The 11,960-nt window shown below is 72.7% G+C and carries 8 protein-coding genes; 2 read left to right on the top strand and 6 right to left on the bottom strand.

Annotated features, from left to right (window positions below):
• Nucleotides 1–25: 25 nt before the first annotated feature.
• Together ACFYPH_RS03190 and eno are read right to left on the bottom strand one after the other, a co-directional pair.
• The gene (locus ACFYPH_RS03190) at nucleotides 26–664 is read right to left on the bottom strand and encodes a septum formation initiator family protein (protein ID WP_363938802.1); all 639 of its coding nucleotides are present in this window, start codon (nucleotides 662–664) and stop codon (nucleotides 26–28) included.
• Between the two features lie 78 nt (nucleotides 665–742).
• Entirely contained in the window at nucleotides 743–2,026 is a 1,284-nt protein-coding gene (eno, locus tag ACFYPH_RS03185) for a phosphopyruvate hydratase (protein WP_355132839.1), read from the bottom strand.
• Nucleotides 2,027–2,239: 213 nt separating this feature from the next.
• Here eno and ACFYPH_RS03180 point away from each other — a divergent pair, with 213 nt between their 5' ends.
• Entirely contained in the window at nucleotides 2,240–2,932 is a 693-nt protein-coding gene (locus ACFYPH_RS03180; RefSeq protein ID WP_387178487.1) for a hypothetical protein, read from the top strand.
• A gap of 19 nt (nucleotides 2,933–2,951) precedes the next feature.
• Here the strand turns inward: ACFYPH_RS03180 and ACFYPH_RS03175 are convergent, their stop codons facing one another.
• The 4 genes from ACFYPH_RS03175 to mfd all read right to left on the bottom strand — a co-directional run bounded on the left by ACFYPH_RS03175 (nucleotide 2,952) and on the right by mfd (nucleotide 10,194).
• Complete coding sequence (locus ACFYPH_RS03175) at nucleotides 2,952–4,571, bottom strand: DUF885 domain-containing protein (RefSeq protein ID WP_354854141.1); 1,620 nt, start codon at nucleotides 4,569–4,571, stop codon at nucleotides 2,952–2,954.
• Between the two features lie 90 nt (nucleotides 4,572–4,661).
• Nucleotides 4,662–5,666: a nucleoside triphosphate pyrophosphohydrolase gene (locus ACFYPH_RS03170; RefSeq protein WP_354854139.1), complete on the bottom strand. Its 1,005-nt coding sequence runs from the start codon at nucleotides 5,664–5,666 to the stop codon at nucleotides 4,662–4,664.
• A 2-nt stretch (nucleotides 5,667–5,668) separates the two neighbouring features.
• Nucleotides 5,669–6,436, bottom strand: coding sequence for a hypothetical protein (locus tag ACFYPH_RS03165; protein WP_355132831.1), 768 nt, complete (start codon nucleotides 6,434–6,436; stop codon nucleotides 5,669–5,671).
• A 116-nt stretch (nucleotides 6,437–6,552) separates the two neighbouring features.
• Entirely contained in the window at nucleotides 6,553–10,194 is a 3,642-nt protein-coding gene (gene mfd / locus ACFYPH_RS03160) for a transcription-repair coupling factor (protein ID WP_387178482.1), read from the bottom strand.
• Nucleotides 10,195–10,564: 370 nt separating this feature from the next.
• On the opposite strand from mfd, the gene ACFYPH_RS03155 reads away from it, so the two are divergent.
• Nucleotides 10,565–11,473 (top strand): cyclase family protein, encoded by a 909-nt coding sequence (locus ACFYPH_RS03155; protein ID WP_355062949.1) that lies wholly within the window; start codon nucleotides 10,565–10,567, stop codon nucleotides 11,471–11,473.
• Nucleotides 11,474–11,960: the final 487 nt, after the last annotated feature.

Here is an 11,960-nt window from a genome sequence, read left to right as displayed (position 1 = left end):
CTCTCCTGGTGTGCTGGTCGGTGGTTCACTTGCCCGGCTGCTGGCTGTCCGCCGCCCGCACACTCGACCAGAGCGTGTCGTACCAGGTCGTCGGACCGGCCGGGGCGCCCGAGCCGGGCGACTTCCCGGCGTCGCGGGCCGCGCCCTCCGGGTCGTTCAGCACCACCATCATCTTCTCGCCCGGCCGGCCCATGAAGAACCGCTCCCGAACCTGCGTCGTGATGTACTCGTCGTCCTTCCACTTCGCGGCCTCGGCGGCGAGCTTGGCGATCTCGGCCTCCTGCGCCGCCTGGGCGGCCTCCATCCGCTCGATGTCGGCCTGCTGGTCCAGGTAGACGCGCACCGGATAGGTGTACGCGAGGGCGAGAGCGATCAGCACCGCGCACAGCACCGTGGCCCGGCCGGTGAAGCGATTGGGATGGGGTGCGGCGAGCCGCTTCACGGCGCCGCCCGAGGCCGTACGCCGGGCAGCGGCCGGACGGTTCGCGGAGCGCACGCCCTCGGCGCCCCGGACCGCGCCCGGCGCCCGACCGGCGGCGCCGCGCGGTTCGGCGCGTACGCCGGCGTCCCGGAGCGACCCACGGGCGGCCCGGCCAGCACCCGGCCGGCCGGACTGACCCGGTCGACGGGCGGGACGTTGACCACCCGGTGTGCGGCGCTGCATCGTCACACCCCTCCCCCGAGGCTCCATGCGTTACAGAGATTGCCGGGAAGCCCCGCGGTGGGGCTTCCCGACCACGTCTCAGGCCGAACGGTAGCGCGGGAACGCGCCGGCGCCCGCGTAGCGCGCCGCGTCGGCCAGCTCCTCCTCGATCCGGAGCAGCTGGTTGTACTTCGCGACCCGGTCCGAGCGGGCCGGCGCGCCGGTCTTGATCTGGCCGCAGCCCGTCGCCACCGCCAGGTCGGCGATGGTGGTGTCCTCGGTCTCGCCGGAGCGGTGGCTCATCATGCACTTGAAGCCGGCCCGGTGGGCCAGGTCCACCGCGTCCAGGGTCTCGGTCAGCGAACCGATCTGGTTGACCTTGACGAGGACGGCGTTGGCCGCCTTCTCCGCGATGCCGCGGGCGATGCGCTGCGGGTTGGTCACGAACAGGTCGTCGCCGACGATCTGCACCCGGTCGCCGATCGACGCGGTCAGCGTCTGCCAGCCCGTCCAGTCGTCCTCCGCCAGCGGGTCCTCGATCGACACGATCGGGTACGCGTCGGCGAGCTTGGTGTAGTAGGTGCTCATCTCCTCGGCGGACTTCGCGGCGCCCTCGAAGGTGTAGGTGCCGTTGTCGAAGAACTCCGTGGCCGCCACGTCGAGGGCGAACACGATGTCGGTGCCGAGCCGGTAACCGGCCTTCTCGACCGCCTCGGCGATCAGGTCCAGGGCTGCCGCGTTGGTGGGCAGGTTCGGCGCGAAGCCACCCTCGTCACCGAGCCCGGTCGACAGGCCCTTCTTCTTCAGCACCGACTTCAGCGCGTGGTAGACCTCCGCGCCCGAGCGCAGCGCCTCGCGGAAGGTGGGCGCACCGATCGGCGCGACCATGAACTCCTGGATGTCGACGTTGGAGTCGGCGTGCGCGCCACCGTTGAGGATGTTCATCATCGGCACCGGCAGCAGGTGCGCGTTCGGGCCGCCCAGGTAGCGGAAGAGGCTCAGCTCGGCGCTGCCGGCAGCCGCCTTCGCCACCGCCAGGGAGACCCCGAGGATGGCGTTCGCGCCCAGCTCCGACTTGCTGTCGGTGCCGTCGATGTCGAGCATCTTCTGGTCGATGAGCCGCTGCTCGCTGGCCTCGTACCCGATGATCTGGTCGACGATCCTGTCTTCGACGTTGGAGACCGCCTTCTCCACGCCCTTGCCCTGGTAGCGGTCGGCGTCACCGTCGCGCAGCTCGATCGCCTCGAACGCGCCGGTGGAGGCGCCGGAGGGCACTGCGGCGCGGGCCACCGTGCCGTCGTCCAGGCCGACCTCGACCTCGACCGTCGGGTTGCCCCGCGAGTCGAGAATCTCCCGGGCGACGATTCCCTCGATGGTTGCCACTGAGTCGCTCCTCGTTGTTGTGATCCGGTCCGTGGGTGGGCCGCGACGGTGCGGCTGAGGCAGGTGTTGAACGCAGCGTATCGGGCGGCGGGATCGGGCACGGCGTCGCCCGCGCACCCGAGTCGCCCCGCACTGACGGACATTCCCGGATTTCCGGGCGTCAACCGGCAACGGGTTTGCGCTGCGCCGACTTGATCCACCAGGCTGGTCGTCATGCCCGCCGCCTCGACCACCCTCCGCATGCTCGCCGTGTCGGTCATCGCGTCGCTCACGGTCACCGGCTGTCAGACATACGAGGACGCCGGCACCGCCATGGGTCGCTCGGATCTCGTCAACGACCTCGCCGCCCGCCTGGACCGGGCGCTGGAGTTGACCTACTCGGCCGACTACCAACTGCCCGGCGGCCAGAGCGCCGCGATCGTGCAGGCGCAGGATCCGGCCCGCTCCGCGTACACCTACCCGGGTGGGCGGCTCACCGTCACGCCGGACGCCGTCACCCGCTGCGCGTCGACCGGCGGTCGGATGGCGTGCACGCTCGTGGCGCCACCCACCCCGGGCACCAAGCCCACCGTGGCGCTCTTCACCGAGGCGAACCGGCAGGGTCTCGTCACCCCGCCGGTGGTGGTCGGGCTGCTGACCGCCGCCGCACTCGACCCGCAGGCGGTGATCAAGCAGAGCGACACCACAGTCGCCGGGCACCACGCCGCGTGCGTCGAGGTGCAGCGCTCGGACGGCGACTTCAGCGCCTGCGTGACCACCGAGGGCGTGCTCGGCAGCTTCCTCGGCGCGGTCGACGGCAAACCGATGGAGCTGGCGTTGACCAGTTACTCCGAGACGGTGGAGAAGAACGCCTTCGACCCGCCCGCCGGAGCCGGCGTGGTGGACCGTCGGCCGGGCGGCTCCTGACCGGCTCGACCGAGCCGGGTCAGATGCCCAGCAGGGTGCGCAGGTGGCGCGGGGGCGGGCAGTCCTGGGCGAGCATCGCGTCGTGCCAGTCGCGCACCGACACCCCGTCCGGGCGGGCTGCGGCGATCTCGGCCATCTCGCTGTACCCCACGAAGTAGGTGGAGAGCTGCGTCGAGGTGAGCAGCGACCGGCGCCACTTGCCGGCCGCCTCGCCCTCCTCCTGGAAGCCGCGCCCGGTCATGAGCGCCATCGCCTCGGCCTCGGGCAGCTCCTCGGCGTGCACCAACTGGTCGAGCAGCGCGTTGATGGTCATCCGGAGCTGCATCTTGAGCTGCTGCAACCGCACCGGCAGGCCACCGAAGCCGAGCCCGGCCATCAGCTCCTCGGCGTACACCGCCCATCCCTCGACGAACGGGCCGGAGCGGGCCAGCGCCCGCACCCTCGTGCCGCCGACGTGACGCCGGGCGTGGGCGAGCTGCAGGAAATGGCCGGGCATCGCCTCGTGCACGGTGAGGTTGCGGACCATGTGGTCGTTGTACTCGCGGTAGAAGGAGTCCACGCGCAGCGCCGACCAGTCCGCCGGGGTGGGCGCGATGCAGTAGAAGGTCGGCACCGCCGCGGTCTCCAGCGGGCCGGGCGAGTCGCAGTACGCCACGGCGACGCCCCGCGCGAATTCCGGCATCTCCTGGATCACGCACCGGTCGTCGACCAGGGTGACCAGGTCGTGCAGGCGGACGAAGTCGGTCGCCTCGTCCAGGGTCACCCCGGCCAGCTCGACGATTGTCGAGTCGTCCGGGTGCTCGGCGGCGAGCACGTCCAGCGCCCGGCGTACCGTCTCGTCGTCGGCCCGGCCACCGACCAGCTCGACGGCCGCGTCGCGGATCTCGGCGGTGACCCGGTCCAGGTTGGCCCAGGCGCGGCGCTGAATCTCGGCGGCCCCCAGCTCGGTGTCGAGGGTGTGCCAGAGCCGCGCCTCCCAGCGGCGGCGGCCCAGTCGCGGGTCGCGGCCGGGGCCCGCGTCGGCGGCCAGGCCGACGCGCAGCCAGGCGACGAACTCCTCCAGCGCGGCGATCGCGGCGGTGGCCGCCGGCTCGACCTTGTCGAGGCTGCCCGGCGCCTGGGCGATCAGCGGCGGCAGCTCGTCGCGGATCAGCGCGGCCGTGCCGGTGAACTGCCCGACCGCCGTCTCGGCGTGGATCCGCGGCATGTCCCGCAGCGTCGCGCGGGCGGTGGCGAGGGCATCCGGTACGGCGGCGAGCCGGCCGGCCAACTGCGTCAACCGCACCTCGGCCGGGGCGTACGGACGGGCCAGCAGCGGGTGCAGCAGCGGACCGGGATTGTGGTGCAGCGGATCCCACTCGTGCGACCGGATCTCGGTGAGCTCGAACAGCTCCCGGTCCACGAAGGAGGTGAGCAGCGCGTGATCCACCTGCTCGTCGACGTCCAGCGAGTCGGGGTCCAGTTCGGACAGCGCGTTCGCCGCGTCGGAGAGCATCACCCGATCGGCGGCCAGCGCGTCGGCGGACAGATCCGGCAGCCGGTCGTCGAACCGATGATCGCCCGCCGAGGTGGCAACCCCCGGCCGCGACTCCAGCAGAGCCTCAACAACCCGCTCCGCGAGTACCCCAAACTCCTCCACCGGCCCCACCCTACCCAGCCCCCCGCGCCCACCTCGGTGATCAAGAGGTTTGGGTCAGATCCGAGCCGGATCCTGACGCGAACCTCTTGATCACCGCGGGTCGACGGGTGGGGGTGGGGGTGCGGGCTGGGTTTCGGCGGCTCGGACGGCTTGGGCGTAGGCCAGGGTGGCCCGGCGGAGGGCCGCTTCGGGGTCGATACCCGCCTCGCGGGCCGCGACGACGGTTGCCAGCAGGCTCGCGCCCAGTCTCGCTTCGGCGTCCACCTGCGTGGCGGCCAGCGGAGGTGGGACCTCGATGCCGTTGCGGGTGGCGCGTTCCAGGATCTGCGCGGCCAGGGCCAGGGCGGGTTGGCTCAGCGCCACACCGTCCAGGACGGAATCGCGCGCCTTCTCGACCCGCTTGATCCGCTCCCAGTTGGCGGTGATCTCCTCCAGCGTGCCCGCCTCGGCGCCGGCGAAGACGTGCGGATTGCGCCGGATCATCTTGTCGACCAGGCCACCCGCCACGTCGTCGATGGTCCACCGCTCGCCCTCGGGCAGCTCCTCGGCGAGCCGGGCATGCAGGACCACCTGCAGCAGCACGTCGCCCAACTCCTCACGTAGCGAGTCGGTGTCGTCCGCGACCATCGCGTCGTACGCCTCGTAGCTCTCCTCCAGCAGGTAGCCCGCGAGGCTGCGGTGCGTCTGCGCCCGTTTCCACGGGTCGCCGCCCGGCGAGGCCAGCCGGTCCAGCACGGCCACCGCGTCGAGCAGCCGGGCCCCCGGCGGGTCCCACGAGCCGTACATCAGCTCCAACTCGGCAAGCCCGGGCTCCCGGGCCAGCCGCAGACCCAGCTCCCGGGCCAGGGCCTCGTCGCCGGCCGGGCCGGCCAACCAGACCGCCGTGCCGTGCGCCGCGACCGTGTCGAGCAGGGGCTGCGTCGCCGGGCCGTCCACGATCCTCACCTCGGCGCCCGCCTGGCGCACGGCCGTGGTCAACTCGCTCTCCGCGCCGGCCAGGACCGGATGCTGGCGTACGGCGTCCCAGGCGGCCGAGGTCAGCAGGCCGGCCGGCAACCGGGGTGAGGTGACCAGCAGGACGATCCGTGCCGTCATGCTCAGCTGGCCGTGCCCTCGGCGTCCGGGTTCGCGCTCGACGGCACCGCGTCCGGGGTGGAGACGTCGGTGACCGTTCCGGAGCCCGCCTCGCCCAGCGGCACGCTCACCGCGGGAGCGTTGCCCTCGAAGGTCAGCACCGGGAACTCCAGCGGCCGGTACCGGGGGTTGACGGTCACGTCGTGACTCTCGACCGCCTCGACCAGCGACCTGCGGGTCGCGAGCGCGGCGCGCAACTGGTCGCGCGACTGCTCGCCGTCGAGCTGACGGGCGGCGTCCTCGTCGCTCACGTTTGCCGGGATCTTGGCGGCCTTGCGACCCGCCGCGACCACGTCGGCCAACTCCTTGTCGGTCGGGGCGACCGCCTCGCCGGACGGCACCCCGGACAGGCAGGTGTAGAGCTCGGCGACCGAGCGCACGTACCGGGTGTCGGGCGAGAGCCCGAACTGCTGGGCGGCCTGCTCGGGCGACACCTGGGCGCGCGGCTGGTAGTTCTTCTCCTTGGACACCCGCCCGCACACCTCGCCGAGCACCAGCACGCTGGCCACCTCGGCCGGGCCGGGCAGCCGCGGCTGCGCGGCGGCGGACGGGTCCTCCGCGGGGGGCGTCGGGTTCTTCGCCCGCAGGTCGTCCAGCATGGCGGTGACCGCATCCTGGGTGATGCGGTGATCCCCGACGTAGGCGGCGACACCGGGCTCGGCACGGCAACCGGAGAGGGCGACGATGCCGACCGCCACGGTGGCGACGGCGACAAGACGGCGAGCACGCATGACCGTCACTCTCTCACGCCATCACCGGGCGCTGTGACGCCCCCCACCTCCACCCGCGCGCTCGGCACGGCGACTCCGACGCACCCGCACCTGGGGGTACGACGGAAGCGCCGTGCTCACCCGGCCGCGGCGACCAGCGGGGCGGGGGCGCCCAGCACGTCGGAGAGCAATTGCGCGCACCACTCGAGCAGCGCCTGGTCACGCAGCGGCTCGCCGCCGATCCGACGGGTGGTCGGTCGGGGCACGCTGACCTGGTCGGTGGCCTGCTTGTAGACGGCGTCCGGGTGGTAGCGCTTGAGCCGCATCTGCTTCGAGTCGGGCAGCGGCAGCGGCCCGAACCGGATGTGCTTGCCCTGCATGGTCACGTCGCTCAGGCCGTACCGGCGGGCCAGCAGGCGGAACCGGGCCACCGCCACCAGGTTCTGCACCGGGGCCGGCGGCTCGCCGTACCGGTCGGTCATCTCGGCGACGACCTCGCGCAGACGCTCCTCGTCGCGTGCCTCGGCGAGCTTGCGGTACATCTCCAGGCGCAGCCGCTCCACACTCACGTAGTCGTGCGGCAGGTGGGCGTCGATCGGCAGGTCGATCTTGACGTCGGCCTCCTCCTCCGGCCGCTCACCCTTGAACGCGGAGACGGCCTCGCCGACCATGCGCACGTACAGGTCGAAGCCGACGCCCTCGATGTGCCCCGACTGCTCGCCGCCGAGCAGGTTGCCGGCGCCCCGGATCTCCAGGTCCTTCATGGCCACGTACATGCCGGCGCCCAGCTCGGTGTGCTGCGCGATGGTGGCCAGCCGCTCGTGGGCGTGCTCGGTGAGCGGCTTCTCCGGCGGGTAGAGGAAGTAGGCGTACGCCCGCTCCCGACCCCGGCCGACCCGGCCGCGGATCTGGTGCAACTGGGCCAGACCGAGCAGGTCGGCCCGCTCCACGATCAGGGTGTTGGCGTTCGGGATGTCGATGCCCGACTCGACGATCGTGGTGCAGACCAGGACGTCGAACTCCTTCTCCCAGAAGCCGACCATGACCTTCTCCAGGGCTTCCTCGCCCATCTGGCCGTGCGCCACCGCGACCCGCGCCTCGGGGACCAGTTCCCGCAGCCGCCGTGCCGCCCGGTCGATCGACTCGACCCGGTTGTGCAGGTAGAAGACCTGCCCGTCGCGAAGCAGCTCACGGTGGATGGACGCGGCGACCTGCCGGTCGTCCTGCGCGCCGACGAAGGTGAGCACCGGGTGCCGCTCCTCCGGCGGGGTGGCGATGGTGGACATCTCCCGGATGCCGGTGATCGCCATCTCCAGGGTGCGCGGGATCGGGGTGGCCGACATGCTCAGCACGTCGACCGAGGCCCGCAGCGTCTTGAGGTGCTCCTTGTGCTCGACGCCGAACCGCTGCTCCTCGTCGACGATCACCAGACCGAGCTGCTTGAACCGGGTCGCGGTCTGGAGCAGCCGGTGGGTGCCGATGACGATGTCGACGGTGCCGTCGGCGACCATCTCCAGCGTCCGCTCGGTCTCCTTCGGGGTCTGGAACCGCGACAGCTGCCGGATCTGCACCGGGAACTGGCTCATCCGCTCGGCGAACGTGTTGTAGTGCTGCTGCACCAGCAGCGTCGTCGGCACCAGCACCGCCACCTGCTTGCCGTCCTGCACGGCCTTGAACGCCGCCCGGACCGCGATCTCGGTCTTGCCGTAGCCGACGTCGCCGCAGATCAGCCGGTCCATCGGGACGGTCTGTTCCATGTCCCGCTTGACCTCGTCGATCGCGGCGAGCTGGTCCGGCGTCTCCTGCCACGGGAACGCGTCCTCCAACTCCCGCTGCCACGGGGTGTCCGGGCCGAACGAGTGGCCCTTTGACGCCTTGCGGGCGGCGTACAGCTGGATGAGCTGCGCGGCGATCTCCCGGACCGCCTTGCGAGCCCGCGCCTTGGACTTCTGCCAGTCCGAGCCGCCCATCTTGTGCAGCGTCGGCTGCTCGCCGCCCACGTAGCGGGAGAGCTGGTCGAGCTGGTCGGTCGGGACGAACAGCCGGTCGCCGGGCTGGCCACGCTTGCTGGCCGCGTACTCGATGACCAGGTATTCCCGGCTGGCGCCGTTGACGGTGCGCTGCACCAGCTCGACGTACCGGCCGATGCCGTGCTGCTCGTGCACCACGAAGTCGCCGGCCTTGAGCTCCAGCGGGTCGATGGTGTTGCGCCGACGGCTCGGCATCTTGCGCATGTCGCGCGTCGAGGTGCCCCGACCGCCGGTGACGTCGTTGCCGGTGAGCAGCACGAAACGGGACGCCTCGTCGACGAACCCACTGCCCAGCGCGCCGCAGGAGACGACCAGCTCGCCGGGGGCGGGCGCGGTCGGCACCTCCTCGGTCAGCCGGGCGCCCAGCCCGGCGTCGCGTAGCACCTCCACCGCCCGCTGGGCGGGGCCGTGGCCCTCGAAGACCAGCGCGATCGACCAGCCCTCGCCGGCCCAGCGCTTGAGGTCGTCGACCACCCGCGCGGTCTCGCCGTGGTAGAGCGGCGCCGGCTGCGCGGCGAGGGTCACCGCGATGGCGTCGTCCGGGGTGACCACGGCCTGCTCGGGCGCGTCCTCCCAGGGCTGGCGCGCCTGCGCCGTCTCGGCTTCACCCAGACCGAACGGGGACAGCGTCCACCACGGCTGGCCGAGGTCGGCGGCGGTGGCGCGGACCTCGCCCAGGGTGCGGAAGGCGGCGGCGCCGACGTCCACCGGGGCCTGGCCACCGACCGCGGCGGCGGCCCAGCTGGCCTGCAAGAACTCCTCCGAGGTACGCACCAGGTCGTGCGCCCTCGTGCGGATGCGCTCCGGGTCGCACAGCAGGACGTGGGTGCCGGCCGGCATGGCGTCCAGCAGCAGCTCCAGCGAGTCGGGGCCGACCAGCACCGGGGCCAGCGACTCCATCCCCTCCACCGGGATGCCCTCGGCCAGCTTGTCCAGGATCTCGGCCAGCTCGGGGTGCTGCTCGGCCAGCGCGGCGGCCCGCTCACGGACCGCCGGGGTGAGCAGCAACTCGCGGCAGGGCGGCGCCCAGAGCAGCGGAACCTGCTCGATGGTCCGCTGGTCGGCGACGGCGAAGGTGCGGATCTCCTCCACCTCGTCGCCCCAGAACTCGACCCGGGACGGGTGCTCGTCGGTGGGCGGGAAGACGTCCAGGATGCCGCCGCGCACCGCGAACTCGCCGCGCTTGGTGACCAGGTCGACGCGGGCGTACGCCATGTCGGTCAGCCGGCGGGCGACCTCCTCCAGGTCCGCCTCCTCGCCGGCGGCGAGCTGCACCGGCTCCAGGTCACCGAGCCCCTTGAGCTGCGGTTGCAGCAGCGAACGGACGGGTGCCACGACCACCCGCAGCGGCCCGGTGCCGCCGTGCGCGTCGGTCGACTCGGGGTGCGCGAGGCGGCGCAGCACGGCCAGCCGGCGGCCCACCGTGTCGGAGCGGGGAGAGAGCCGCTCGTGCGGCAGCGTCTCCCAGGAGGGGAAGACCACCACCTGCTCCGGCGGCAGCAGCGCACCCAGCGCGGCGGCCAGGTCGTCGGCCTCCCGGGTGGTGGCGGTCACCGCCAGCACGGGTCGCCCGGCCCCGCCACCGGCGCCGTCGGGGTCGGCCGCGACGGCGGCCACCGCGAACGGGCGCAGCGCAGCCGGAGCGGTGATGTCGAGGCCGTCGACCTGGGCGGCACCGGAGCGCGCCAGGTCACGCGCCCGGGTCAGCCCGGGGTCGGCCAGGGCGGCGGAGAACAGACCGGTGAGCAAGGGGATCCTTCCAGGGGAGTCGGCGCACACCACGGCGGCCCCTCGTCCAGCCGGACGGGGGGTGCACGCCAACAAGCCTATCCCCGTGCACTGACAGCCACCCCGTTCCGCCCAGGTCGCGTCGCCCCGCGCCGCGCACCCCCGGCCCGGGTCCGCACCCCGGCCCGGGTCCGCTCCCGCGCAGGCCACCCCTCGTCCCAAGATCCACGCAACTTCCCGGAAGTTGCTTCCGGGGCGTGGGAGGCAGCAACTTCCCTGATGTTGTGCGGATCTTGCCGCAGAGGGCGGCGGGCGAGCGCTGACCGGGCCCGAGGCGGTCGGAAACGGGAAAGATCTTGACCGCCGCCGGCAGGCGTGGTCGGGTTTCGGGATGGGTGAGCAGTGGCGCGCACAGTTCGACGCGGAGGTGAGCTTCGCCAACGGCGGCGGGCTGCGCACCGAGGGCTTCCGGCTGGACATTCCGGGTCGGGAGATCACCGACGACGATCTGGCGGCGTTGTTCGTCCGGCACCTCGGGCTGCTGATGGTCGCCGAGGTCCGGATCAGCGCGAAGACGATCATCGAGGAGCCGCACAAGGGCGGCCGGGGCGTCGACGCCTCCGGCACCGATCGCCGGCTGGTCGAGCTGAGCCACGTGATCCGCGACGGGATGACCACCCTGCCGGGGTGGCCCGCTCCTCGACTCACCGACTGGTTGACCTTCGCGGCATCCCGCGAGCGGTACGCGCCGGGCACCGAGTTCCACGTGGCCCGGATCGACATGATCGCCAACACCGGCACGTACGTGGACACTCCCGCCCACCGCTGGTCGGGCGGCGACGACCTGACCGGGGTGTCGCTGGACCGCCTCGCCGACCTGCCCGGGGTGCTGGTCCGCGTACCGGCCGGCACCCGAGCCGTGGACCGGCTGATGCTGGCCCCGTACGAGGTGGCCGGGCGCGCGGTGCTGCTGCACACCGGGTGGGATGCGCACTTCGGCACCGAGCGGTACGGCGGGCCGGAGGCGCCGTACCTGACCGGGGACGCCGCCCAGTCGCTGGTCGACGCCGGCGCGGCCCTGGTCGGCATCGACTCGATCAACATCGACGACATGAGCCCGGCGGCCGGAGGCGTACGCCCCGCGCACAGCACCCTGCTCGCCGCCGGTGTCCCGATCGTGGAGCACCTGACCGGCCTCGGGGCGCTGCCGCCGAGCGGGTTCCGCTTCACCGCGGCCCCACCGATGGTGGCCGGCATGGGCACCTTCCCGGTCCGCGCCTTCGCCGTCGTCAATCCCTGATCCACGCCAACTCTCCGACCCGCGGACCCCAGCCGACGAGCCTGGCGACCGAACCGGCCCAGGTCGGCCGGCACCGGCCGGACAGACCCGCAGAGCCGGGTCGGAGCGATCCGCCGCTCGGGGTGGACCAGGGGTTGGCGAGTGACCAGAATCGGGCCGGGTAGTGACAAGGTCGCCGCGCCAAGGGGGGACGATGCCCGCTGAGGGAGTCGGCAGTGATCCGCGTCGCCGCACAACGCCCGCCCGGTGGCGGGTGCTGGGGCATCCGGACGGAATGCTGATCTACCAGGTGCGCTGCATCGTGGAGAACCACGGCTGGACGGAGACGGTCGCGGAGGACCGGCACAAGATCGTCCTGGGGCGCTCCTCCAGGCGCGCACGAAGCGGCCCGCGACAGGTCCGGCCCAGGCGTCGGACCTCCCCGAACAGGCCCGCGTGCCCCGATCCGGCCACCCCGGACGGGTGGCTTCCGGACCAACGGGGACCA

This window comes from Micromonospora sp. NPDC005252 (genome assembly GCF_042872475.1).
GTDB lineage: Bacteria > Actinomycetota > Actinomycetes > Mycobacteriales > Micromonosporaceae > Micromonospora.
The sequence above is the reverse complement of the archived record's forward strand: the minus strand, read 5'-3'. Positions and strand labels throughout refer to the sequence as shown.

Excerpts from the sequence above, each read along its gene's own strand:
- ACFYPH_RS03190 (WP_363938802.1), bottom strand. The coding sequence starts at position 664 with ATGCAGCGCCGCACACCGGGTGGTCAACGTCCCGCCCGTCGACCGGGT.
- ACFYPH_RS03180 (WP_387178487.1), top strand. The coding sequence starts at position 2,240 with ATGCCCGCCGCCTCGACCACCCTCCGCATGCTCGCCGTGTCGGTCATC.
- ACFYPH_RS03170 (WP_354854139.1), bottom strand. The coding sequence starts at position 5,666 with ATGACGGCACGGATCGTCCTGCTGGTCACCTCACCCCGGTTGCCGGCC.
- ACFYPH_RS03165 (WP_355132831.1), bottom strand. The coding sequence starts at position 6,436 with ATGCGTGCTCGCCGTCTTGTCGCCGTCGCCACCGTGGCGGTCGGCATC.
- ACFYPH_RS03155 (WP_355062949.1), top strand. The coding sequence starts at position 10,565 with ATGGGTGAGCAGTGGCGCGCACAGTTCGACGCGGAGGTGAGCTTCGCC.